Origin of the sequence: Posidoniimonas corsicana (genome assembly GCF_007859765.1) — a bacterium.
Lineage (GTDB): Bacteria > Planctomycetota > Planctomycetia > Pirellulales > Lacipirellulaceae > Posidoniimonas > Posidoniimonas corsicana.
Genome location: NZ_SIHJ01000001.1, coordinates 3,272,964 through 3,298,521, shown reverse-complemented (window position 1 = coordinate 3,298,521; position 25,558 = coordinate 3,272,964). Strand labels below are relative to the sequence as shown.

15 protein-coding genes, 1 tRNA gene and 1 other RNA gene are annotated in these 25,558 nt (G+C 66.6%); 9 read left to right on the top strand and 8 right to left on the bottom strand.

All coding sequences use genetic code 11. The features are described 5' to 3' along the window. Positions 1–12: 12 nt before the first annotated feature. Entirely contained in the window at positions 13–1,104 is a 1,092-nt protein-coding gene (locus tag KOR34_RS12720) for a DUF1559 domain-containing protein (protein WP_197531362.1), read from the bottom strand. Positions 1,105–1,444: 340 nt separating this feature from the next. Here KOR34_RS12720 and KOR34_RS12715 point away from each other — a divergent pair, with 340 nt between their 5' ends. Together KOR34_RS12715 and KOR34_RS12710 are read left to right on the top strand one after the other, a co-directional pair. Next, positions 1,445–4,588, top strand: coding sequence for a rhamnogalacturonan lyase family protein (locus KOR34_RS12715; protein WP_146564950.1), 3,144 nt, complete (start codon positions 1,445–1,447; stop codon positions 4,586–4,588). 54 nt (positions 4,589–4,642) lie between these two features. After that, positions 4,643–6,094, top strand: a complete 1,452-nt coding sequence (locus tag KOR34_RS12710; protein WP_146564949.1) for a sulfatase — start codon at positions 4,643–4,645, stop codon at positions 6,092–6,094. Positions 6,095–6,389: 295 nt separating this feature from the next. Here KOR34_RS12710 and KOR34_RS12705 read toward each other — a convergent pair whose 3' ends face one another. From KOR34_RS12705 to KOR34_RS12685, 5 genes are all read right to left on the bottom strand, one after another. After that, positions 6,390–7,292 carry a transposase gene (locus KOR34_RS12705; protein ID WP_197531361.1) on the bottom strand — a complete coding sequence of 301 codons (903 nt, stop codon included), beginning with the start codon at positions 7,290–7,292 and terminating at the stop codon, positions 6,390–6,392. A gap of 115 nt (positions 7,293–7,407) precedes the next feature. After that, the gene (locus KOR34_RS12700) at positions 7,408–8,217 is read right to left on the bottom strand and encodes an Fpg/Nei family DNA glycosylase (RefSeq protein WP_146564947.1); all 810 of its coding nucleotides are present in this window, start codon (positions 8,215–8,217) and stop codon (positions 7,408–7,410) included. A gap of 15 nt (positions 8,218–8,232) precedes the next feature. Further along, on the bottom strand, positions 8,233–13,011 hold the full coding sequence (locus KOR34_RS12695; protein WP_146564946.1) for an Lhr family helicase: 4,779 nt from the start codon (positions 13,009–13,011) through the stop codon (positions 8,233–8,235). 135 nt (positions 13,012–13,146) lie between these two features. Beyond that, the gene (phnD, locus tag KOR34_RS12690) at positions 13,147–14,232 is read right to left on the bottom strand and encodes a phosphate/phosphite/phosphonate ABC transporter substrate-binding protein (RefSeq protein ID WP_146564945.1); all 1,086 of its coding nucleotides are present in this window, start codon (positions 14,230–14,232) and stop codon (positions 13,147–13,149) included. 75 nt (positions 14,233–14,307) lie between these two features. Continuing rightward, positions 14,308–15,450: a DUF1559 family PulG-like putative transporter gene (locus KOR34_RS12685; RefSeq protein ID WP_146564944.1), complete on the bottom strand. Its 1,143-nt coding sequence runs from the start codon at positions 15,448–15,450 to the stop codon at positions 14,308–14,310. Between the two features lie 494 nt (positions 15,451–15,944). On the opposite strand from KOR34_RS12685, the gene KOR34_RS12680 reads away from it, so the two are divergent. The 3 genes from KOR34_RS12680 to KOR34_RS12675 all read left to right on the top strand — a co-directional run bounded on the left by KOR34_RS12680 (position 15,945) and on the right by KOR34_RS12675 (position 20,680). Further along, positions 15,945–17,195: a hypothetical protein gene (locus tag KOR34_RS12680; RefSeq protein WP_146564943.1), complete on the top strand. Its 1,251-nt coding sequence runs from the start codon at positions 15,945–15,947 to the stop codon at positions 17,193–17,195. A gap of 157 nt (positions 17,196–17,352) precedes the next feature. Further along, on the top strand, positions 17,353–18,876 hold the full coding sequence (locus tag KOR34_RS26680; protein ID WP_197531360.1) for an endonuclease/exonuclease/phosphatase family protein: 1,524 nt from the start codon (positions 17,353–17,355) through the stop codon (positions 18,874–18,876). Positions 18,877–18,883: 7 nt separating this feature from the next. Further along, positions 18,884–20,680: an endonuclease I family protein gene (locus tag KOR34_RS12675; RefSeq protein ID WP_197531359.1), complete on the top strand. Its 1,797-nt coding sequence runs from the start codon at positions 18,884–18,886 to the stop codon at positions 20,678–20,680. On the opposite strand, the gene KOR34_RS12670 is transcribed toward KOR34_RS12675, so the two are convergent. Continuing rightward, complete coding sequence (locus KOR34_RS12670) at positions 20,635–21,348, bottom strand: 3-keto-disaccharide hydrolase (protein WP_146564941.1); 714 nt, start codon at positions 21,346–21,348, stop codon at positions 20,635–20,637. The two genes, KOR34_RS12675 and KOR34_RS12670, sit on opposite strands and share 46 nt — an antisense overlap. Positions 21,349–21,452: 104 nt before the next feature. Then, a tRNA-Val gene (locus tag KOR34_RS12665) sits at positions 21,453–21,526 on the bottom strand. 142 nt (positions 21,527–21,668) lie between these two features. Between KOR34_RS12665 and ssrA the strand changes: the two genes are divergently transcribed. From ssrA to KOR34_RS12645, 4 genes are all read left to right on the top strand, one after another. After that, positions 21,669–22,033: a transfer-messenger RNA gene (ssrA, locus tag KOR34_RS12660) on the top strand. A 274-nt stretch (positions 22,034–22,307) separates the two neighbouring features. Continuing rightward, the gene (locus KOR34_RS12655; RefSeq protein WP_197531358.1) at positions 22,308–22,883 is read left to right on the top strand and encodes a biliverdin-producing heme oxygenase; all 576 of its coding nucleotides are present in this window, start codon (positions 22,308–22,310) and stop codon (positions 22,881–22,883) included. A 3-nt stretch (positions 22,884–22,886) separates the two neighbouring features. After that, positions 22,887–25,157, top strand: a complete 2,271-nt coding sequence (locus KOR34_RS12650) for an ATP-binding protein (RefSeq protein ID WP_146564939.1) — start codon at positions 22,887–22,889, stop codon at positions 25,155–25,157. Position 25,158: 1 nt separating this feature from the next. After that, complete coding sequence (locus KOR34_RS12645; RefSeq protein ID WP_197531357.1) at positions 25,159–25,551, top strand: response regulator; 393 nt, start codon at positions 25,159–25,161, stop codon at positions 25,549–25,551. Positions 25,552–25,558 lie beyond the last annotated feature (7 nt).

Here is a 25,558-nt window from a genome sequence, read left to right as displayed (position 1 = left end):
GGCTGGGGGACGCTAGAACGGCGACTCGTAGATGTCTTCCGACTGCCGGCTCGCCATCGGCCGGAGCACCGCCACCAGGTCGACATCGTTCGTGACGTACTGGATCGAAGCGTCGCACATCAGCACGTGGAACCCGCCCGGGTGGTTGCTGCCCAGGCTGGCGTCGGTCAGCGGGTTGTTGGTGCGGGTCGTGGCGGACGGCTGCACGTCGGCCGGGTCGTGCAGCGCCGCGAAGCCCGGCGGGTGCATCACGTTCTTGGCGCCGTGCACCCAGCCGCGGGCGGCGGTGCTCTTGGGGTCGGTGATCCCGGCGCCGGTGATGCTGCCCACGATCCACGGCTGCATGGCGCCGACGTCCCACGACATCTCACCGTACATCATGGTCTTCGACGTGCCGTCGGTGATCTTCGAGAACTTGACGTTCGACAGCGGGAAGATAGCGCCGTTGATCGCCACGCCGCCCGAGTTCGCCGTGCCCATGCTGCAGTTGTCTTGGTAGTAGGTGGTCGCGAAGCCCTCAAACTTCGCGCTGCGTCCGCCGCCCGAAGGGGGGCAACCGGAGATGATGGAGCCGTCCTTCCGCGGGCCGGGCTTGGCGCCCATGATCCCTACGTAGTGCGGGCTGAGCGCGGTCTCCATCGAGTCGCCGGCGGCCGGCTGCCCGGCGATCTGCGGGGCGCGGCCGGTGTCGGTCCACTGGGTGGACGGGGTGCTCGGGCAGCGGAGCTGCGGGATCGGCGTCCAGTATGCGCGGGCGTTGCGGCTGTTGGACCAGTGCTGCTCCTGATCGACCAGGTCGTAGATCGCGGCCTCTTCCATGAACCGCGTCAGCTGGGCCTGGCTGCTCAGCGAGGTCGGCAGCACGCCGTGCGTGGGCAGTTCCTTGAAGCTGTCGTGGTAGTTGTGCGCCGCGATGCCGAGTTGCCGCAACCGGTTGGCGCAGTCCATCCGGCGGGCCGCCTCGCGGGCCGACTGGACTGCCGGAAGCAGCAGCGCGATCAGCACGCCGATGATGGCGATCACCACCAGCAGTTCCACCAGGGTGAAACCGGTCTGACCAGCACGGACGCGGGCCGAAACGCGGGCGGTTTGGGCAGGGGACATCGGCAGCCTCCGTGAACGCCCGAAAGGGCAGGAGCTAACTAGTGAATAGCGCAGCAGTCCTAGGGGCGGGCGGACGAAAAGACCACCGGGTGCATCCCGCCCCACGGGACACTTGAATAGTACCAAACGCCAACCTGTCAGATAGTCGGGCGGGAGCGCGGTGCGCCGCCTTTGCGGAAAACGGGCAGGCAATTGCGGCGGTGCTCGGCGCCGTTTACTACGGCATTCCGAGCCAGCTGCTAAAATAAACAGACTCGCGCAGGCGGCGCCTCTTCCGGCCCTCTGATTCTCTGGGCGTCTAAGCCGCGCACCGCCGATCTCTCCCCCCGCCCGCCCCTGCATGTCACGACGCACCCTTCGTAGTTTCGCGCCCGGGAAGCCTGCTTGCCTCGGTTTCGAACCGCTGGAGCCTCGCCAGCTGCTTGCTGTCACGAACCTCGTGGCCGAGGCGGACACGTACACTCAGTCAGGGGTCGGCGCCGGCGACGCGGCCGTGCTGGACACGCTCGACGCCAACGGCCCCGGCGACCGGGTCACGTACGTGCGGTTTGACGTCTCGGGGATCGACTTCGACGCCTACGAGTCGGTGTCGCTCAACCTGTTCAAGACCGCCGGCGCCCGCAACGACACCATCATCACCGGCCGGTTCGACGTGTACGGGCTGCTCGACATGGCCGGCAACACGCCGCAAGACTGGGACGAGGCCACCCTAGCCGAGGGCGGTGTCGGGCTCGAGTACACGGCCGTCGGCGGCGACGGGCTGGACGTGTCACGGTTGTTCAATCTGGACGAAGAGAGCGGCGCCGATGTCACCGAGGTCGTGGAGAACGTGGACGGCGCGGCCCAGTCGATCTCCGGCCCGGACCTGATCGCGTTCCTCGAGAGCCGCCAGGCCGACGACGGGCTGGCGACCTTCGTCACGTACGTCGACGCCGGCAACTACCGCGGCTGGGGCTACGGCTCGCGCGAGAACGCCGACCCGGCCATGCGGCCCGTGCTGACCCTCGACGACGGCCAACCACCCGGCCACGACGACGCCTACCCAGAAGACCCGGTCGTGTTCCCGCGGCAGGTGGAGTACCTCAACCGCGGCGTGGTGGCGGTGCGTCCCTCCGGGTCCACCGTGTATGTGGGCTGGCGGCTGTTGGGGACCGACCCGGCGGACGTGGCGTTCAGGATCTACCGGTCCACCGACGGCGGCGCCCCTGTGCCGCTGCAGCGGGGCGCGATCACCCAGACCACGGACTTCGTCGACGACACGGCCGACCTGACAAGGGACAACACCTACTACGTCGCCCCGGTGATCGACGGCGTCGAGCAGCCTCTCAGCGAGGGTTACACGCTCGGCGCCTTCGCCACGATCGAGCAGCACCTGACGATTCCGCTGGTGATACCGCCGGGCGGCCAGACGCCCTCAGGCGAGGACTACACCTACTCCGCGAACGACGCCACCGTCGGCGACCTCGACGGCGACGGGCAGTACGAGGTGATCCTCAAGTGGGACCCGTCCAACTCGAAGGACAACTCGCAGTCGGGCTACACCGGCAACGTGTACGTCGACGCGTACACGCTGGAGGGCGAGCTGCTGTGGCGGATCGACCTTGGCCACAACGTCCGCGCCGGCGCGCACTACACGCAGATGGTGGTCTACGACCTCGACGGCGACGGCCGATCGGAGGTGGTCCTCAAGACCGCGCCCGGAACGGTCGACGGGCAGGGGAACGACGTCCTCCTCAACCGCGACAGCCCCGCGGCGGACTACCGGAACTCCAGCGGCTACGTGCTCACCGGCCCCGAGTACCTGACCGTGTTCGACGGGCTGTCCGGGGCCGAGCTCCAGAGCATCCCGTTCCCGCTCGAGCGGATCAGCGCGTCGACCTGGGGCGACTCGTACGGCAACCGCGTCGACCGCTTCCTGTCCGGCGTGGCCTACCTGGACGGAGAGCGGCCCAGCATCGTCTGGGCCCGCGGCTACTACGGGCCGCAAAGCGGGTTCCAGGCGCGCAACGAGGTGGTCGCGCTCGACTGGCGGGGCGGCGAGCTGACCCAGCGGTGGCGGTTCAACGCGGCGACCAACGGCGCCAACCCGGAGTACATCGCCCAGGGCTCCAACGCGCTGGTGATCGCCGACGTCGACGGCGACGGCTACGACGAGATCATCCACGGCGGCTCGGCCCTCGACCACGACGGCACGGGCCTGTACTCCACCGGCCTGGGCCACGGCGACGCGATTCATGTGTCCGACCTCGACCCCTCCAACCCCGGCCTGGAGGTGTTCATGGTGCACGAGTCGCCTAGCGCCTACGAGAGCGAGGGCCGTGATGCGGGCGGCGAGCTGCGCGACGCGCAGACCGGCGAGCTCCTGTTCCAGATCCCCTCGAACAACGACGTCGGCCGCGGCGTCGCGGCCGACATCGACCCCAACCACGTGGGGTACGAGTTCTGGGCCACCACCAACGAGGGGACCCGGAGGATCTACAACGTGTCCGGCGAGGCGTTGTACGACACCCCGGGCAACATGATGTACAACTTCGCCGTCTGGTGGGACGCCGACCTGTCCCGCGAGCTGCTCGACGGCACCACCATCTCCGAGTGGAACAACCCGGGCAGGTCGAACCTCGTTTCGTTCGGCAACTCGGGGATCAACAGCACGGCGGGGCTGTCGTCGAGCAACGGGTCGAAGAGCACGCCAAGCCTGGTCGCCGACCTGTTCGGCGACTGGCGTGAGGAGGTGATCTGGCGGCGCAGCGACAGCACGGCCCTGGAGATCTGGACCACCACCATCGCCGCCACGTCACGGCTGCCGACCCTGATGCACGACACGCACTACCGCTCGTCGGTGGCGGGTCAGAACGTAGCCTACAACCAGCCCTCGCACCCCGGCTACTGGATCGGCGAGGGGATGGACCCGGCGCCGCTGCCGCCGCTCTACTTCGGCGGCGGACTTGAGGGCGACTACAACGCCGACGGGCTGGTCAATGCGGCCGACTACTCCGTGTGGCGCGACACGCTCGGCAGCACCGACAGCCTGGCGGCGGACGGCAGCCGCAACGGCGTCGTGGACCAGGCCGACTACGACCTCTGGCGGAGCAACTACGGCGCGACCGCGGCCGCGCCTGTCGCGTTCGCCGAAACGCCCAGCGCTGTTACGGCGCTTGCGGCAGCGGCCTCGGCTGCCGCCGCCGCTGAGGCGGCGCCTGTGGCCCAGAGCATCCAGTCGCCGACTCCGCTGCAGGCGGCGTTCGCGATCGCCATCGAGGAGATCGACGAGGCCGAAGGGGCCGACACGCCCGCAATCTCCACGCCGGCGCCCGCCGCCAGCCCACTCGGCGACCTGCTGCTGTACGACGCGGACCCAGACGCCCGGCCCGCCAAGCGGCTGTCGGTTGAGTCCGCGGCCGACGCGGATAGCGAACCCGAAGAGCCGGCCGACGAGCTGTTCGCCCTGCTGGACGCCGACGAGTCGGCTTGGCTAGAGTGGTAGCCGGACGCCGCCCGCCGCGGCGCCACTCGTCCCACGCACACTCGGAATGAATCTATGCGCGCCCCGGCCTTCCTGCGGAACTCGCTGCTGGCGATGGCGGTCTTCGGTCTGGTAGTGGCGGCCTCGCGATGGGCGTCCGCGGCAGAGAATACGCGTCCCAACGTGCTGCTGATCATCGCGGACGACCTTCGTAACGAGATGGGGTGCTACGGCAGCCCGGTCGCCCAGACGCCCCGCCTGGACGAGTTCGCCGCGACCGCGGTGCGGTTCGACAAGGCGTACTGCCAATTCCCGCTCTGCAACCCGTCGCGCAGCTCGGTGCTGACTGGGCTGCGTCCCACCACGGTGGGCGTGCTGGGCAACCGCACGTGGTTCGGCGCCACGCGGCCCGACGCGGTCAGCCTGGTCCGCCACTTCAAGGCCCACGGCTACCAGACGGTTCGCTCCGGCAAGATCTTCCACGGCGGGATCGATGACTCTCAGGCCTGGTCCGTAGGGGGCCGCCCCCGCTACTTCGGCCAGGACGCGTCCGCCAAGCCGCCCGTGCACCGCGAACGCAACGCGGACGGCCGGTTGCTCACCAAAACCGAACGCTCCGACCGCTGGATCGTGCTGCCCAACGAGGGCCGCGACCACACCGACCACAAGATCGCCGACCGGGCGGTGGAGTACCTCCGCAGCAATCCGACCGAGCCGTTCTTCCTCACGGCCGGGTTCCACAAGCCGCACAGCCCGCTGGCGGCGCCGCAGCGGTTCTTCGACCAGTTCGACCCCGCGGAGATCGAGCTGTCGCCCGACTATGCGCCGCGGCCGACCGTGCCGGAGGGCTTCCCGGCCGGCTCGATCCGCCCGTCCAACGCCGACCTGTTTGTGGGCCGCGACTCGACTCCCGAGTCCGCCCGTAAGATGATCCACGCGTACCTGGCCGCCAGCGCCTGGATGGACTGGAACGCCGGCCGCGTGCTCGACGAGCTGGAGGCCCAGGGCCTGGCGGACAACACCATCGTGCTGTTCTGGGGCGACCACGGTTACCAGCTCGGTGAGAAGGGCAAGTGGTCCAAGGCCGGGTCGCTGTGGGAGCAGGGCGCGCGGACGCCGCTGCTGATCCGCGACCCGCGCGCCGCAGCGGCCGGCGCCGCCTGCCCGCGAGTCGTCGAGGCGCTGGACATCTACCCCACGCTGTGCGACCTGTGCGGGCTGCCCATCCCCGAGCAGCTGGAGGGGGTGAGCCTGGCGCGGTTCCTCGAGGACCCCGACGCGGCGTCGGACCGGCCGGCGTACACCATCTGGAGCGCCGACGGCAAGACCGTCAGCGGCGTGTGCGTCCGCACCGAGCGGTGGCGCTACGCCGAGTTCTACGGCCGCGGACCCGGCCGGATGCTGACCGACCCGGTCAACGACCCCCACGAGCTGACCAACCTGGCGGACCGCCCCGAGCACGCCGAGCTGGTGGCCCGGCTGTCGCGGCTCGCCCAGGAATACGTTGCGGGCCACGCGGCGGAGTGAGCCTGCTGGGCCGTTTCTTTGTAGAAACCGGCCACCTCGCGCGATCTAATGGGTGTGCTTAGGTAGGTGCGCATCGGTCGGTGAGCTTGCTCGCTCGGGCCGTCGGTGACTGCTGCGCGGATGGGAACTGGTTCGCTCGGTCGCGTTGAGTTGTCCCCTCGGCGATCGAAAACGGACAAAACCCCCCGGCTCAATTGCCCCTCTCGCGCGGAAACACTGCTATAGCAGCACCAGACGCTGTTTGAGCGGAAAACACGCCCGGAGTTTTGTAGCTCTGTAGAAAGCTTCTAGATGTTTAGAGGATCATGAGGTTGAGAGTGAGGGTCTTGAGGGCGGCTTCGCGTCGCTGCATGGGCTTTTTTCGTGCTCGCAGCTGGGGCCCGAGGAGGCGTTTGAGCATGCTGATGGTGGTCTCGGCCTGGGCGCGTTGCCCGTAGCGGGTGGTGTGCAGCCGGCTGGCCATGACGCGTCGCCAGTAGGTTCGGGGCGGCTTGCCGGAGCGGCCGAGCCTAGCGGGGATCAGCGAGCGGACGCCGCAGGCCTCGCGGCAGTGGCGGTGGTTGGCCTCGCTGTCGTAGCCGCCGTCGGCCAGCAGCGTCTGGATCGGGATCCGCCGGCGGGCCTGGTCGAACGCCTCGCGGAAGTGGCGGACGTCGCAGCTGGGGCCCTTGTCGTGGACCACCGCCAGGACCAGGTGGCTGGTGCAGTCGCTCAGCACGCCGATCTTGGGGAACTCCCGGTAGGTGAGGTAGGTGTGCTGTTTCCCCCGTTTCTGGGCCCGCGAGCGGGCCTGCGTGTAGTGCCGACTGGCGGTGCTCGACTCCAGGCCCGTGGCGTCCAACGCCGCCAGCGGCGAGCGGCCCGGCAGGAGCGTCAGCTCCTGCCCCATCCGGGTCGTCTGGTCCAGCATCCGCTGCACGCGGCGGTTCTCCAGCAGCCGCGCGGCCGCCTTCTGGAAGGTGGTGAAGTGCGGCACGCTCGCCAGGCCGATCGCCGCGGTCCAGCTGGGCGACTCCTCCAGCACCGCCGACAGCTTCCGGTAGTCCAGCCGCAAGAACTCCTTCAGCACCAGGCACGCGAACAGCTGAGGGAGCGTGAACTTCTTCGGGGCACGGTGATGCCAGTAACGACGCACCGTCCGACGACCCAGCTCGTGGGCGGCAAGCAGCAACGCGATGGGAGACTTCGTCGTTCGCACCCACACCGTACGGAAACAACACTACCTACAGTTTAGCTAGCAACGATAAGATTTCTACAGAGCTAGTTTTGTCCCCTCCGCGCGTGTTTTTGGACAAAACCCTAGCGGACAGTAGTCACCGGCCGGCGGGCGGTTGCTGGCAGGTGGGGCACCAGTAGGTGGTGCGGCCGGCGTCGCCCTGGCGGCGGATGCGGACCTTGTCGGCGCACTCGAAGCACGCCTGGCCGCTGCGGCCGTACACCCAGAAGCGGACGCCGTCGCCGGCGAAGCGGGTGGTGCGTTTGCCCGACTTCCGGTTGAGCCGCATCAGCCGGTGGGTGAGCTGGAGGTAGTCGAGCAGCTGCTGGTCGCCCAGCTCGTCGACGCGGGACCACGGGTTGATGCGGGCGAGGAACAGCGTTTCGGATTTGTACACGTTGCCGACGCCAGCCAGCAGCGTCTGGTTCATGACCGCCTCGCCGACCGGCGCGGCGTTGTGCGTCCGCAGCCGCGGGAGGATGCTCGGCAGGTCGACGTCCGGCAGCATCAGGTCGGGGCCGAGCCGCTGCAGGTAGTCGTTGCGGCGGAGCGTGGTGGCGGTGACCAGCTCGAGCAGCTTGGGGTTGAAGTTGACGACCTCGTGCGTCGCGGTCCGCATGGCCAGGCCGGCCTGCCGCGCCGGCTTGCGCCACGGCTCGCCGATCGTGTAGGCGTGCCACGAGCCGTGCATGCCGAGGTGCGAGTGCACGACCCGGTCGTCGTCGAGGGAGATCAGCAGGTGCTTGCCGCGGGCTTCGACCGAGGTGATCGTGCATCCGACCAGCGACGCCGCGTCGATCGCCGGGACCTGGGGCGAGGGGTTGCTGAGCGCGGCCGTGATGGCCTGGCCCTGGAGCACAGGCCGGATGTTCTCGGCGATGCGGTAGAGGGTGTCGCCTTCGGGCACGGACGGGGGATCAAGCTAGGAGGTCGTGGGGTCGTCGAACGAAGCGGCCCGCCGCCGCGGGGGCTGCCCCGACATGAAGTCGCTGCGGCACAGCAGCCCGCGGGTGGTGGCGGTGAAACCCGCGGCGGTGAACACGGGCGCTAGCGGCGAGGTGATGGCCGACCGCTTGTCGATCTCGGCGAGCAGCAGCGAGCGGTGCGAGCGGGCGGACTCGGCCAGGCAGGCGGCGAGCTGCCGGGCCTGCTCGCCGCGGCGGGCCTCGTCCTCGGAGAGGAACGTAGTGAGCGAACGGTCGCCGCGGCCGAGGTACCCCAGCAGCTCGCCCGCCAGCAGCACCACGCGGGCGCCGGCGGCGCGTTGCGGGCGGGCAGACTCGTCGGGGCTTGTGGGCCACGGCAGCGAGGCGCCGTACGCGTTGGCGGGGTCGGTGGCGGCCAGCAGCAGCGGCTGCTCGTCGTCGCGCGGGGCGGAGCGGAGCAGGTCGTCGGCGCCGGCCGCGGCGAACTGCGCGCCGCCCTGGCCCTCGACAAAGTAGCCGCGGCGGACCTTGCCGGCCTCCTCCATCGCCTTGAGCACCGGGTAGACCGCCGAAAAGCCGCCCTCGATTTGTTCCCGGCCAATCTGATCACGCGTGAGGACGCCATGCCGCTCGACCAATTGAGCCGCCAGGGCCGTGACCCGGCGGGTGGGCGTGGCGTCGTCGGCGCTGATTGGAAGCAGCGACCAGCGGCCCTCGGAACCGGGCAGCCGCGCGCGGCGCCGCGAGCGGTATGCGCGGCGGCCCCGCCGCGTGGCGGCGCCGACCGCCTCACGGGACTTGCCGCCGCCGCTGGCGACCAGCGAGCGGAGCGGTGCGAGGGTGTCGTTGCTGAGCTCGCCACGCCAGACCAGCCGCCACAACGCGGCGAGCACGTCGTTCGGGAAGGCGCCGGTGGCGCGGGTCAGCTCGTCGAAGAACAGCGCGCCGCGCTCGGCGAAGAGCTCGAGCAACCGTGCGGCCAGCGGGTCTTCTTGCGGGTCGGCCGGCGCCGGGAGTCGCCCGAGCAGTGGGAGCTGGTCCGCCAGGTAGAGCGCGATGCGGCCGTCGGTCATGCCGACGCTCTCGACGCCCTGCCAGGCGACCTCGCCGGCGACGAACAGCTCGTCCAGCATGCCGGGCGAGTAGTCACCGACCCGCGCGGGGAGGATCTGCTGCTCCAGCACGCTGGCCGGCAGCGGCGCGCCCTGCAACTGCTCAACCGCGTCCAGCACACCGTCCAGCCCGCCGCGGCGGTTGGTCAGGCCGTGCCAGACCGGCAGGAAGCGGGCGTAGGACTCGGCGGGCACGGCCTCGACCTGCTGGCGGAGCTCGGCCAGCGAGCGGCGTTTGATCGTGCGGAGCACACCGGCGTCGCACCACTCGCGGCCGCGTCGGCCGGGCAGGAACTCGCCCTCGACCAGCCGGCCGGCGTCGCGGAGCTGCTCGAGGGCGCTGCGGACCGGCGCCTCGCCGAGCGCGAACCGGGCGGCCGCCTCCGACGCCTGGAAGGGGCCGTGGGTGCGGGCGTAGCGGGAGAGCAGGTCGCCGAGCGGCGCGGCGACCGCTTCCAGGAACGCCGCTGGCAGGCCACCGGGCGGGGCCACGCCGAGCGCGTCGCGCAGCCGCGCGGCGTCCTCGGCGGCGGCGTACCGCTCTTCGCCCGCGATGCGGACCCGCAGCACGCGACGAGCCGCCTGCAGCTCGTCGAGCCAGGCAACCAGGTCCTGCTCGGTCGCGTCGGCGTGGCTGCACCGTGCCCACAACTCCTCGAACGTCAGGTCCCCGAGCGAAAGGAGCAGATCGTGAACCGCGTCGGCGTGGCGGCAGCTCGGCTCGGCCAGCCGCTGCAGCTCCAGGGTCAGCTGGTCAATCACCTCGCCGCTGAGCAGCTCGCGCAGCTCCGAGGCGCCCAGCAGCTCGCGGAGCTGCGAGTGATCCAGCGCGAGCGCCTGGGCGCGACGCTCGGCGAGCGGCGCGTCGCCCTCGTAAACGAAGTTGCCAACGTAGTTGAACAGCAGTGAAGCGGCGAACGGCGAGGGCTGCTTCAGCGTGACGGCCTCGACGCGGATGGCCCGCCGCTCGATGTCCTTCAGCACCGCGATCAACCCGGGCAGGTCGAACACGTCGCGCAGGCACTCGCGGTAGGTTTCCAGCAGTATCGGGAAGCTCGGGTAGCGGGAGGCCACCGCCAGCAGGTCGGCCGCGCGGCGGCGCTGCATCCACAGCGGCGAGCGGCGGCCGGGCTGACGCTTGGGGAGCAGCAACGCGCGGGCGGCGTTCTCGCGGAAGCGGGCGGCGAACATCGCGGTCGACCCCACCTGCGAGGTGACGCGGTCCTCCACCTCGTCCGACTTGGGCACGAACAGCTCAACGGGCGGCGGCTCGGGGGTCTCCGGCAGGCGGAAGATCATGCCGTCGTCGGTCCAGCTGTAGTCGATCTCGCCAAAGTCCTCCTCACGCAGCCGCGCGGCGACCGCCATCGCCCACGGCGCGTGCACGCGGGACCCCAGCGGCGAGAGCACGCAGACCCGCCAGTCGCCGATCTCGTCGAGGAACGACTCGACGATCACCGCGTTGTCGCTCGGCGGTTCGCCGGTTGCCTCGCCCTGGTCGCGTACGTATTCCAGGAGCGCGCCGGCCGCCTCGGCGTCGAGCGCGTGCTGGTTGGTGAGCTGGTCGATCAGCTCGGCCGGCTCGCCGCGGGCGAGCTCGCCGGCCAGCCGCCCGATCGCCTTGCCGAACTCGAGCGGACGGCCCGGCCCGTCGCCCCGCCAGAAGGGCATCTTGCCCGGCTCGCCCGGCGCGGGCGCGACCAGCACGCGGTCCTTGTCGATCTCCAGCACGCGCCAGCTGCTAGCGCCCAGCAGGAAGACGTCGCCGGCGTGGGTCTCGAACACCATCTCCTCGTCGAGCTCGCCGACGCGGCTGCCGCCCGTGCCGCCCGGCCCGTCGCCGACCAGGAACACGCCGTACAGCCCGCGGTCGGGGATCGTGCCGCCGTTGAGCACCGCGATCCGCCGCGAGGTGTTGCGCGGCGAGACCACGCCGCCGAGCCGGTCCCACGTGACGCGGGGCTTGAGCTCGGCGAACTCGTCCGACGGGTACCGCCCCGAAAGCAGGTCCAGCACCCCCTCGAACGAAGACCTCGGCAGGTCGGCAAACGGCGCGGCGCCCCGGACCATGGCGTACAGCTCGTCGACGTCGATCGGCCCGTCCGAGACGATCGCCACCAGCTGCTGCGCGAGCAGGTCGAGAGGGTTCCGTGGGTAATAGGTTTCCTCGACGTGCCCGGCGAGCATCCGCCCGGTCGCCCCCGCGCACGCCAGCAGATCGCCGCGGTACTTGGGGAAGATGACCCCGTTGGACAGCAGGTCCACGCCCCGACCGCTACGGCCGATGCGCTGGATGCCGGACGCGATGGTCGGGGGGGCCTCGATCTGGATGACCAGGTCGACCGCGCCCATATCGATGCCGAGCTCCAGCGAGCTGGTCGCGATGATCGCCGGCAGCTGGCCCCGCTTCAGCCGGTCTTCGATCTGCGCCCGCTTGTCCTTGGCCACACTGCCGTGGTGGGCCAGGCAGATCTCCACCGGCTGGCGGACGGCGTCGTCTTGCTGCCCGCGATCAAGCTCGTCCTTGGCCGACTCCTCGTTGGCGAGCTCATTGAGTGCGTTCGCCAGTCGTTCGGCCAGCCGGCGGCTGTTGACGAAGATCATCGTCGAGCGGTGCGCTCGGATCAGCTCCAGCAGCCGTGGGTGGATCGCCGGCCAGATGCTGGGCGAAGAAGGGCCCATCGCGGCATTGGCGTTCTCGGCGCCATTGCCAGTGGGCGGATCGGCGGAGGCCTCCGCGTCGAACCCGCTGGGGAAGCGGGCCTGGCGGCTCTGGTCGACCTCATCGTCTCCGAGGAACACGTGCCGCGGCATCGCTTGCTTGGCAAGGTCTTCTACCGGCATCTCGACGCGGATCGCGAGCCGCTTGGGCTCGCTGGCGTCTACCACGCGGACCGGACGCGGCCGAACCGGCTGCTCCGGGTCGGCCGTGGCGTCGGCGCCGCCGAGCAACCGGGCAATCTCGTCGAGTGGCCGCTGCGTCGCGGACAGGCCGACCCGTTGCAGCGGCGGGCAGGCCCGCCCGTCCGACTCAGCGGTCACACGCCGCAGCCGCTCAAGCCGCTCGAGCGACAGGAACAGGTGCGAACCGCGTTTCGACGGGACCATCACGTGGATCTCGTCGATGATCACCGCCTCGACCCGCGACAGCACACCGCTCGCCCGGCTCGTCAGCATCAGGTAGAGCGACTCCGGCGTGGTGATCAGGATGTCGGGCGGGTTGCGAGCGATCCGCTGCCGCTCGCGCTGGTCGGTGTCGCCCGTGCGGATCGCGACTTCCGGTTGGCGGAACGGCTGGCCCATTCGCTCTGCCGCGGCACGGACGCCGGCGATCGGCGCCCGCAGGTTACGGTCGACGTCGACGCCCAGGGCTTTGAGCGGCGAGATGTAGAGCACCCGCGCATGCTGATTGGTTTGCCGCGGCGGAGCGTCGGCTGGTTCGACGGGCTCGAACATCAGCCGGTCGAGCAGCGACAAGAACGCCGCCAGCGTCTTGCCCGACCCGGTCGGCGCCAGCAGCAGCGTGCTCTCGCCCGAGCCAATTGCTGGCCACGCCAGCCGTTGCGCCTTGGTCGGCGAGGTGAACGACTCACGGAACCAGGCGCGGGTTGGTTCGTGGAAGCCGGCGAGGGCGTCGTCGGGGATGGCGGCGGGCGCGTTCACCTCACTAGTGTAGAAAAGAACAGCACCCTGACCATGGGCGCCGAGGCCAACGCCTTGCTCTGCAAGGGCTTACCAGGCGGGAGGACACTCGGCGCCATGAGGGCGAACCGGGTGTAGGTAGCCGAGTCCCCGCACCTACTGTGGGCCGCGCGGAGTCGCCAGACGCCGGACGGCGTCATCGATGCGGCGGATGTTGGCCCAGTCGTTCTTGTAGTTCACTTCGACAAATCTGGCGGCGCCCATAGGGCCGAACTGTTCTTCCAGCCCGGTTCCGTCCCAATCGAGCCCGATCAGGGTTGAACGGATCTGCTCAATCATACCTGCGGGCAGGTTGTGGGCGCACCCAATCACGGCTGGCGGGAATGCCTCCGACTTGTAGATGACGCGGTACTGAGACTCGTCCACATCCCCCTGTTCGACCATCTTGGCGAGGATGTCGCTAGCCACCGGGGCGACGTCGGCGGCGCCAGACAGCACGTCGTGCACGGAGGATTCATGCGACAGCGAAAAGCTCCACTCGTAGTCCTGCTCGGGAAGGAGGCCGGCGTCGTCGTACAGCTGCACAAACGCGGCCTTGAACCCGGAGTTGGAGGTGGGACGCACGAACACGACCTTGCGTCCTTTGACGTCGGCCAGCTCCTTGATGCCGCTGTCGGCCGAGGTCAGCAGCACCATTTTGTAGCCTACCTCGCCGTCGGCGTTCGCCATGGTGCACAGCGGCACAAATCCCGCCGTCTGCACCGCAAGCGGTGCGGCGCCGGTGCCGAGGCCGAGGATGTGGATCTGACCGCGACGCATCGCCTCGAGCTGCTCGTTCAGTTGCTCAAACTCAACCACGGTGACCGGCTTGCTGGTCGCGCTGTCGATTGCGGACAGGAGTGCGTCCCACTGGCCTCCTGCCGATTCAGGTCTGCTTTCTTTGGAGCTTGCGATGTAGGAGAAGACCAGCGACTCGGGCTGCTGCAGCAGTCCTTCGTCCTCAGGAGTGTCCGCGACGAGATCCTTGTCGGCGTCTTCATACAGATCGGCTACCTCTCCGCCCTCCGCCCAGTTCGGCAGCATGGTTGAAAGCACGTCGCGGTTGAGCTGCGCGGTGGCGGACTCGCGGAGGGAATTGCCCCACAGGTGCACGGCAACGGCGGTGAACAGAGCCACGGGGATCGCGACAGCCAGTATTCTTAGGAGCGACGTGCCCTGGGCCCGATCGTCGTGCGGATTCATCAACAACGCCCCTAATCGAGTGAAAGGAAGAGTTACAGATCGAGCTTTGAAGACCCCTGCTAGCTGGGGCCGTTGTCACTCGGGGAACGTCTCGCCGCCGTTTCTTGACCCGGCCGCTCTCCAGACATTGAGATCGACGCCGTCAGTCACGAACTCGACATGCCCATCGCCATAGCCAACGTTAACGCCGCCAGGATGGTCGCTTCTTGCCGCAACGACGGCGTGCTCGTGAGGCGCGTCGGGGATGGAGTTGACGCCGCAATCAATCCCGGACCAGTTGGGGGGCGCGACGTGGTTGTACTGCGAGCTGTCGTATCCTGCGAAGGGCCAGCCGTTGGACCAGTCGCCTATCCATCGTCCGGCGCCGCCGAACACAAATGTCATTGGCTGCGTTGGGGGCGTGCTCTCCGATGCGAACGCTTGGTTGAAAGCCGCTACGTCCGCATTGGGGCTGACCAAGGTGGAGTTCTGACAGCGTAGCATGTCGGCTCGCGTCGGCACGGCAGAGGCGCCAGTCTCGTAGTCGTGCCCGCTGCCCTTGATGCGTTCGGAGAAGAAGGCTGTCTTGGAGAGGCCGTCGGAGTACTTGCCTAGCTTCAACCCCTTCGCCCCGCTCGTGAATGCGCCGTTGCCTCCGACATGCCAGGTCTCGGACGGGAGTTCACGGTACGCCGCGCTGCCCTTCTGACCGGTGCGGCCGCCGGCGCCAGGGGTGCTGCCGCCGAAGTTGGACCGGTAGTTGTTCTCCGAAACGATAATCCCGGTGTTGCCGTCGCTAGGACAGAGGAACAGATCCTTTGCCGTCGAGTACGCGGCGAAGTGCGGGTTGGTTGGATTCTGCATCTTCTTAACCTGGCCGAGGCTGAAGTCGATCAGGTCGTAGACGTTTCCTTCCTCCATGTAGGGCAGGAGCCAGATGTGGACAGAAAAGAACCCGGTCTTCGTGCTTGGCGTGACCGACTCGTAGGCGGTGTAGCCGAGGGCACGCTCGGTCGAGCCGATCACCCAGTCTGGCGCGAGTCGGCCGGGCGGGAAGCGTCCCTGGCCGCTCTCGTAGTTGATGGCCCCAAGCGCCATCTGCTTGACGTTGTTAACGCACTGCGTCCGTCGGGCGGCTTCGCGGGCCGACTGCACCGCCGGCAGAAGCAAGGCGATCAGGACGCCAATTATCGCAATGACAACTAGAAGCTCGACGAGCGTAAAACCGATGCGTCGCATGATTGCCTCGGATGCGAAGTGGTGCACTCCTGCCTGTTGTTCAAACCACTGATTGTAACGCTAACGTGCGTAGGGGTAACTCGCTATCGCTAAATTCCGGTAGACCATCGATCGCGGACGTGAGCGGTTGGCTTGAGGGCACGCGACGTGAGTCAGCCGATTGGTGCGGAGAGCCGTCGTCTCGCGCGTGCCGAATCCTTTGCGTCGACTTCGGGCAATCACTCATTGTGGATCCACTGCAAGTGGCCGGATGTGGCCAGATGCCGGTAATCTCGCGTTGGAGCACGAGGTCTTCGGTCTGCCGCAGGCATTCTTCGCGGATACTTCACGGTTGGATGCTGGATGGAAAGGAACGTGTTGCGGTATAGTATGAGGCTGCTTCCCAGGCCGTCCCAGCTCACCTAGGCCGCAACGCCCGCGCGTGAAGGGCAACCCACCGCAACGGCGTCGGTGCTGCGCGCCGCAAGGTTCACAACTCACTGGAGCAATCTGCCATGACGAACACCCGAGTTAGTATTCCCCTGTTGATGAGTCTAGTCGTTGCTATGCCGACGGCGGCTTCGGCGGCAACGCCGTTCGCAGGCGAGGACTTTGATGGAGGCGCCACAAACGGCGGCTTCACGGCTGCGACTCAGGTTTTCACCCCCGACAACTCGGGATTCTCGGACAAGGGCACTTTCACCGAAGGCGGCAGCATCTTTGACCGCTACGGCATCGTCAGTCGCGCGGACAACATCCCGTTTGACGTCCAAGACGATTCCGCGGGAAACTTCCCTCCGGATTCGATGGGGATCTTGGAGAACGGCAAGATCGACAATGTCGTGCTGCTCGCCGACACAGAAAACGGAGACAACTCTGGTCCGGTCACCGCCGAGTGGACGTTCGACATATCAGGGCGTAGCAACCTTGAGCTTAGCATCGACATGGCGATGGTCGGAGACTTTGAAGCCGGAGATGACACGTTCGAGTTTACCTACTCCATCGATGGTGGCCCTTCGATGTCCGCTTTCTCTATCGATGCCGATGGTACGAATCCAACGGTCTTCTACGGGATCTCCATGGAGGCGGGCGGCTTCTTTGATCGTTATTTCACGCCGTTCTTCGATGAGGCCGAATGGCTCGAATTAACCAGCGTTGGACCGTTCAACAACGTCACGTATCACCCGGACGACAACGGTCTGGACGGAGACACGACAGCACAAGACGGCTTCATCCCGATCGAGGGGTTGGGCGGTGTCGTTGAAGAGCGCGCGGTGCAGAGTGGCGACTTTACCGACGTCGAACGACTGGCCTACAAGGATCCACTCTTCGTGAACGGTGACGCCACTACCGGCACGATGTTGACCGATGACTTCCAGTCGTTGACTGCGGCCTTGTCAGGCACGGGCTCCACTCTCACGCTGTCGTTCTCTGGGATGACTAATAGCAATCAGGAGTTCTTCGTCTTCGACAACATCCTGCTTAGCGAAGGCGACGGCCCAGCAGCCCCCGGCGACTTCAACGGCGACGGGGCGGTCGACGCCGCCGACTACACCGTCTGGCGTGACAACCTTGGCGAATCCGAGGGCGACTTGCTCGGTGGCAACGGTACGGGCGGCACAATTGACGCCGACGACTACGACTTGTGGGTCGCCAACTACGGCTCGTCGTTCGGCGAACTCGCGGCGGCGGACGCAGCGCCCGAGCCCGGCGCACTCGGGTTGGGGGTGATCGGAGTGGTCGCCGCCCTGAGACGCCGGCGCTAGTGCCGGGCTGGCCGCGGACTAACGATAGATGAGGGATTCATCGCCCCACCGGAACCCGGTTCCGGTGGGGCGAATTGTTGCCATGCGAGTGACTTCTCCCCAGTCGACGAGTGGACAACTTGCCAGCTTCGCGATCGGATATGCGCTGGTTGCGGGAATGGCATACTCCGCGTGTGCACAGTTGAGAGTGGTCAACTACAACACGCTCGACAAGCCGTTCTCTCAGTCAGACCTCGACGACCTCTCGATCATTGTTCAGGCCATCTCCGACACTCCGCGGAACGGCGTCGCCAAGCGGCCTGACATTCTCGCTCTGCAGGAGCAGACGACCTTCTCATTAAACGACTCCACTTCATCCCGCGTAGCCGAGGCCCTGAACTCGCTATTCGGCGTCAGCTCCTACCAAGCCAGCGTGCTCGGCTTCGGGGTCGATCGGCTCGGGGTCGTATTCGACTCGGCTACGGTTGGCTTAAGTAGTTCCTCCAATATTCCTACAGGAGGGCCACGCGCCGCGCAGCGCGCAGAGTTTTCGCTGCTGTCCTACGCCGGCGAGCAACTCTACCTCTACAATGCGCACTTAAAGGCTGGCTCTTCCAGCGCCGACAACGCCACCAGAGCAACCGAGGCGTCGAACCTGGTGGGCAACCTCGCGTCGCTCGGTCCGAACGTGAATGCGGTCGCGCTGGGCGACATGAATATCGGCTCCAGTTCCGAGGCCGCTTTCGACGCCCTAACCGATTCCGGGTCGCCCGGCTTCTCAGATCCGCTAGCGTTAGGGGCTTGGCCAAACTCGTCCGTAGCGGTGCACATGACGCAGTCGACACGCACATCGTTCCTGTCTGACGAGGGCGCCACTGGCGGCATGGACGATCGGTTTGACCTGCAGCTCGTGACGTCACCACTCCTCGACGGGGAGGGGCTCAGCTACCTGGGGCCTACTTCGGTTGGTCTGGAGTCGCTCGAGCATTCCTACCAGGCGTTTGGGAATGACGGCGTCTCGTGGAACACTCGCATCAACAATACGTTCGTCGGTCGAACGCAAACGGCCGACGTCTTGAACGCCCTGCACGACTTTAGCGATCACTTGCCGGTGGTGGCAGACTACCAGCTGCCCGCGGTGCTCGAGGTGCTCACCGCCCCGGTTCCGGAGACGCTTGCGGTCGGCGAGCCGTTCACCCTAGATGTCACGGTTCGCAATGCGGCCGAAGTCTTGGTCGCTGTCGGCGCCGACGAACTCGACTATGAGCTGAGCGTTTCGGGCGACCTCAGCGGCCAGGCGTCGGGGAGCGTGTTAGCGTTATCGGGGGGAGACACTATTTCGGTCGCGCTGGACACGAGTGTTCCCGGCATGCGGAGCGGACTGCTATCCGTGACGACAGCCAGTCAGGGGGCGGCGAATGCCCTGGTCGAGCTGCCGATTAGTTTCGAGGTGATTGCTGCTGGGCTGGCCGGGGACTTCGACGGAAGTGGGGTTGTCGACGCAGCAGACTACACCGTGTGGCGGGATGGGCTGGGCGTTGACTACGTGCAGTCGGACTACCTCACGTGGCGGGCCAACTTTGGCCAGTCCGCGGGTGGGGTCGGCGGCTCGGCCGCACCGGAGCCTGCCGCCATGCTACTGGTATTCACTGCGTTGGGGTGGTCGGCGCCGCGGCGGTGGTGGTCTGGCCGCCGAGATTGAGACCTTTATGACTCGATACTTTGCAACCTTCCTGCTACTGGTTTCTGCGGCTGACGCGGCCGCGGAGTACGATCCGCCCGTCGGCTACTACTCATCAGCGACGGGCGTCGGGGTTGAGCTGAAGAACCAGCTGCACGATATCATCGACGGGCATACCGACCTGGGCTACGGCGGATTGAGGACGGCGCTGCAGGTAACGGACGAAGACCCCGATAACCCTGGCCACATTCTGCTGGTGTACGACCGGTCGTCGCTCGACCTGTCTGGCATCGGCGGCAGCATTCCGGGGTGGGACAACGGCGCCTCGTGGAACCGCGAGCACACCTGGCCGCGGAGTAGGGGGGTCGGCTCGTCGGGGCCCGACAACAGCGATCTCCATCAGCATCGCCCTTCGGACCCGCAGATCAACGCCGATCGGGCGAGCCTGAACTTCGGAGGCGCCTTCGGTCAGGAGTACGGATTTGTCAACGATGGCGGAACCAAGTGGTACCCGGGCGACGCTGACGCCGGCATGATCGCGCGGCAGGAGTTCTACATGACCGTCCGTTACGACGGCAGCGACTTCTCTACTACTGATCTGGAGCTGGCGTCCGGGAACCCGGGCGGCGATCAACTGGGCGACCTGAGCCGATTGATCGAGTGGCACTTCGCGGCGCCACCAGACGAGTTCGAACGCCGGCGGAATCAGCTTGTGTACGGGTACCAGGGGAATCGCAACCCGTTTATCGACCGGCCCGAGTACGTGTGGAGCGTGTTCGTGGGCCAGGCAAACGACAGCCAGATCGCGCTGCAGGGCGGCGTTCTGGGTGGCGATGGGGGTTCATCGTTGCAGCTTGATCTCGGCAGGGTCTACGTCGGCGGTGCGGCCCCTCAAACGCAAGACGTGACGCTCACGAAGAGTGGCCTCGACGGGACGTACTTCTCAGCAACGGTGTCGGGCGCCGCGAGTAGTTTCCTCGCGGGAGGGTTCAACGCGTTCCGCACCGGTCAGATTGACTCGACGCAAATCGCGGTTGGGATCGACGCGTCATCGGCGACCCCCGGCGAATACCTCGGGCAGGTAGTCATCGACAACCTCGACGTAACCAGCGGCGCGGGTATGTCGTTTGGGGCGATGGACGCCGACGACGTGATCGCCCTCGAGTACACGGTCGTTGAGCACCCGGTGGCCTCCTTCGCGTCCGACTCGATTGTTGCTGAGCTATCCATTGACCTCGGCGAGCTGGCTTTCGGCGCCGGGACCATTTCGGCGCCTGTTGTCGACCTGTTCAACTACGCCGGCGCCGGCGGGCCTGGGTTCGCCTCGGTTCTCGAACTCGATTCGGTCATCGGTTCCGGGGACACTGAGCAGTTGCAGCTAGGCGATTCACTATTCACCGGCCTGCCGCAGGGACAGGGCGCCTCCATTGACGCGTTGATCGATACGTCGATGAGCGGAGACTTCACCTCGTCGTTCCAGCTGACGCTTTCGGGGGAGGACCTTCCCGGCGACCAGTCCCAAGTGCTCATGCTCACGCTCAGCGCCAAGGTGGGTGGCGATAGCCTGCAGGGCGACTTCAACGGAGACGGCTCGGTCGACGCCGCAGACTACACCGTGTGGCGGGACGGGCTGAATGTCGAGTTCAGCCAGCAAGACTACGTCACTTGGAGGGCCAACTTCGGGGCTTCGTCCGCGACAGCCTCACCCGCGAGTGTGGCGCCGGAACCCGTGGCAGTAACCCTGTGGGCGAGCCTGCTAGCGGCTGCCCTGACCAGTCGCTACCGCTTGGCCTTGGGAGACTCCGGCGCGATCGCCCGGAGGTAGATGTTCCGGAACCGCATCTCACCGCCGTGGGTCTGAAGCTGGATCGGCCCTTGCTCGTAGAGCTTCTTGTCGCGGTTCCAGAAGTTGTGCATCACCGCGTCGTCAACGACGAGGATGTCGTTGAGGTGGACGGTCACCTTGTCGCCGACGATGCGGATGCGGAAGGTGTTCCACTCGCCGACGGGCCGGTCAGCAAGCACCTTCGGGTCCTTTCCCGGGGAGCCGGGGTTGTTGTTCCAGAGCCCCCCCGAGCCTAGGTGTCCGCCGTGGACCTTCTTGCTCGGATCGTTCGGGTCCCAGATCTGGACCTGCGGGCAACCCCGCAGGTAGACACCACTGTCCGTGTGGGGGTCGACCATCCGCCAGTCGACCAGCAGTTCGAAATCGCCGTAGTCTTTCACGGTCGTGCAGAATACACCGTGGCCGTCGTTGACAATCTCGCCGTTCTCGACCCGCCAGTGTTCGGCCAGGTCGGCGTCGGCCTTCTTCTGGCGAGCCTGCTTTTCTTCCGCGGACAGCTGCCGGTAGACGGTTGGATCGACCTGTTCCATGCCCCGCCAGCCGGAAAGATCCTTGCCGTTAAACAGCGGCGTATACCCCTCGGGCACAGCGGCGGCGAGCTGTGTCGTCCACGCGAGGATCACGAAGAGAATCGGCAGGCAGCGCATCTAGCAGGAACTCCAAGGTGGGCAGGCGGGCGAGACCGGCGTCTGAAGGCCGGCGTGGAAGCGGCGTCCCAGGTGTCTAGCATTCCCTGCGCTGATTGCCAAAGTGGGCGATGAGGGACTCGAACCCCCGACATCCTCGGTGTAAACGAGGCGCTCTAGCCAACTGAGCTAATCGCCCGCGGAACGCTCAAGGATAGTTTCGGTCCCACACCAGTGTCAATTGAGCCCGCCCGTTGGGGAGCGGGACCTGGCCGCACGGATTTTGACTGCTACCCCGCCAGTGGATGGTCGAATACAATGGAAGATCGCGTTATGCAATCGGGGGCGAACTGGGTTCGACCGGATAGCAGAAGCGTGCAGTTGCGTGCCGTGGTTGATCGGTGGCCCACGTAAAAAGCCGATTAAAACCTTCAATTGCCGAAGGTAACTACGCTTTGGCTGCCTAGAAATAGGCTGCCCGAGTCCCAGTTGGTCGCCGGAATCGGCTGACGACTCGTATTACCCCCTCCGGACCGCCGCGGGTCACTGCTGAGCACGCCCGCGGTTAAACAAAGTTCTCGGCTAGCGTTTGGGGAGCCCTGTCGGCGAGGCGCCCCTAGCGCGAAATCAAACCCGCCGACTATGCACGTAGACGCTCACGTGGAACTATTGCGGGACGCGGGTTCGATTCCCGCCGCCTCCACTTGGGTTCTTATCTGGCTGACGGCGGACTTATTGTCGCCGCGTGCTGGGACCCGGATCTCGGGGATTTCGCCCGCTAGCGGTCGGCCGCCTTGTTGACGCGCCCCGACCAGACTGGATAATAGAGAACCAGATTTCCTTACTGTTGCGCGATCGTCGGCCTATGGCAGCCCGACTCAGACTCAGTACTGTTTCCCACTGAATTTGAGAAGGCCTCCCGGTTGTCTACGAACCCGCCAGTGCCGTGCGCTATCCTCTTCGAGAGGGCTTCAGCGCAGTTGCGTTCCGGGACGGCCGCAGCACACCTCCGGGTCGAGCAGTCGATCGACTGGCGGCGATTCTTCTCTGATCTCGCCAGCTACCGAGAGTTTCTTGCTCGGTACAGCGTCATCGTCGCTAACGCTGTCGGGCGGCTTGCGCCGACGCTCGCGCGTGACATGGATCGGTTTGCCGCTCCGCAGATGGTGCAATGGCTGGAGGAAGACCTCCGCACAGTTGACGGCTGGCTGACCGGTCGGGGCAGCCGTCCGCCAGAGTGGAGTTGGCGGTCAGCGTCGCCGAGCGAAGTCACGTGGATCGGTTCGCCGGCAGCCGCCGCTGGGGTGGTTTACGTGCTGGAGGGATCGCTCAACGGGGGCGCGGTGCTCGGACGCTTGGCTGAGGCCTCGCTGGGAATCTCGGGCGAGGCCGGGCGCCGATTTCTTGCGGGGCCGGGGATCGACCGCGGCCAGCACTGGCGGGCTACGCGGGAGTGGCTCGATACGGTGTTGTTCGGCCCAGGCGAGACCCGTTGCGCCGTCGAGTCGGCCAACCAGATGTTCTCCTACTTCACGGAACACCTGGAGACCCGATAGGAAGTGGAATCAGCCAGGACGCCAAGCGCGGTCGCGGACCTAACGAACTGCGATCGCGAACCAATCCATCTCGCCGGGGGCATCCAGCCGCACGGCGGCCTGATTGCGTTTGAGATCCAGACCCTCAGGCTGGCGCACTACTCGGCCAATATCGGCCAGTGGCTGGGCGCCGAACCTAACGTCGGCGCCGCCGTAAGCGACCTGTTCGACGAGGAGTCTTCCCTGCGACTGGCCGAAGCGGCGGCCTCCGTCCGCGCTGTGGTGCGGCCCATGCGCCTCAGTTGGCGTCAGGCATCCGCGAGTGACGCCTTTACTGCCGCGGTGCACGTGCACCAGGGCGTGCTGTTTGTCGAGGTCGAGAGCCCTGAGGTAGCCGCGCAGTCTGGCCAGAACAGCCAGCTCGGGCTGCCACTCCAGGTGAACCTGGCCAACCAACACCTGCAGCGTTGTGGCGACTTCACGCAGCTGCTAAGGGTCGCGGCGGAACAGGTACGATCGCTGACAGGCTTCGACCGCGTGATGATCTACCGCTTCTCGAGCGATGGCCACGGCGAGGTCGTCGGGGAGGCGGCGAAAGAGGGGTTGGAGTCGTTCCTAGGGCTGCACTACCCGGCCACCGATATCCCGCAACAGGCTCGCAAGCTCTACGTGCTCAACACGGTGCGTGGCATCGCCGACCTGACCGCGTCGCCGGCGCCGATCCTGCCGAGGTGCGACGCCGAGTCCCAGCGGCCGCTCGACCTCAGCTACTGCTGCCATCGCGCGGTCTCGCCCGTCCACGTAGAGTACCTGCAGAACATGGGCGTGTCGGCGTCGATGTCGGTATCCCTGGTGGACGATGGCGCCCTGTGGGGGTTGATCGCCTGCCACCACTACTCACCCAAAGCCCTTTCGTTCAGTGAGCGGGCCGCGTCGGAGATTATGGGGCTGATTGTCGCGAACTGCCTCACGGCGAAACGCGCCGAGCAGGTCAACCGCGAGCGGGACGCGCGTCGGGGCCACTACCATCGACTCCTGGAGACGGTTGCAGGCGCGCCGTCGGTGTGGGGGAACCTCGACGCGATTGCCGCCGACCTGCTGTCGGCTCTTAAGTCGGACGGAGTCGCCGTTTGCTCGGAGCGCGGCGTCCGCACCTCAGGATCGACGCCGCCCCGCGAGGCTGTCGAACGGATTGCCGAGGCGATCCAAGGCAGGGTCGACAACGACCTTCGTCAGTGGTCTACCAGCCAGCTCGGTGAGGAACTGCAGGAATTGGCGAGCAACGAGCTTGGTCCCTCCAGTGGATGCCTGGCTCTGAGGTTGTCGGCGCCGGAGATGGAGTGGCTGCTGTTCTTCCGCGACGAGTTTCAGCGAGAAGTGTCTTGGGCCGGAGAACCCAGCAAGGTCGCCGCTGAGGTTGACGGCGGTGTGCGGTTGTCTCCGCGAAATTCATTCGAGGAGTGGAAGCAGGTCGTCCGGGGGCACTCACGCGACTGGACGCAGGTCGACACCGAGGTCGCTAGCGAGCTACGCAGCGGCATGGTGGAGTTGCTCAGCCTGCGGGCCGCAGAGCTCACGCGCGTTAACCAAGAGCTGGCGAAGCTGAACGCGGATCTCGATTCGTTCGCGTATGCCGCTTCGCACGATCTGCGCGAGCCGCTGCGAGGGGTCAATCAGTCGGTGTACCTACTGAGCGAAGAGCTAGGCGAATCCAAGACGCCAGAGGTAGAACGCCGCCTGGCCGCACTCCGCCGCCTGGCGGCGCGCATGGACGAACTGGTGCAAGGGCTGTTGCGGTTGTCCCGTGCCGGGCGGGGCGACCTGGAAATAGAGAAGGTGTCGCTGAAGGAGGTTGCTCGGGAAGCGGCCGAGATGGTCCTCCAGGAGTCAGAACGCAGCGGCATAGAGGTCGAGGTCGTGGCCGAGGGCGAGTTCCTGGCGGACTTCCTCTGCGTGCGTGAGTTGCTGACGAACCTGATCGCCAACGCGGTCAAGTACAACCTGAGTGACGAGAAACGGGTAGAGATTGGTCGGCTCGCCGAAGGGGGGAGCGAGAATGGAGCGACCCCGGTGTTCTTTGTTCGGGATAACGGAATAGGAGTTGCAGAGCACATGCGTGAAGAGATCTTCCAGATATTCCGCCGGCTGCACCTGCCGGAGGAGTTTGGCGGAGGATCGGGAGCCGGGTTGGCAATCTGCAAGAAGATTGTGGGTCGCCATGGCGGAAGGATTTGGGTCGAGTCGATTGACGGGCAGGGCTCAACATTCTTTTTCACGCTGGAGGAGGACAGGTGATATGTCCCATACCGTGTGCTGCATTGAAGACTGTGACCTCGACTTCGAGCTGGCCGCAGAAGCGGTGCGCCAGGTCGCTCCCCGTGCCGAGGTGCTGCGTGCGATTTCCTGCCAAGAAGCGACGCCGCTGATTGCCGAGCACCCGCCGGCGCTGGTGCTGCTCGACCTGCGTCTCCCGCGGTGCAACGGAACGGATTGGCTCCACCAGTTCTCGACGTCCGGCAAGCCCCTTCTGCCCGATTGGGTAGTCGTGGTAGTTTTTACGACATCCACAAGCCCTGGGGACCGCCGGGACGCGCTCGCGGCTGGCGCCAAGGACTTCGTCAGCAAACCGATGGATCCGCGTTTGTACCTTGCTGCGGTCAGGGAAGTCGTACAAACCTGGCTGAATTGAGGCCCCC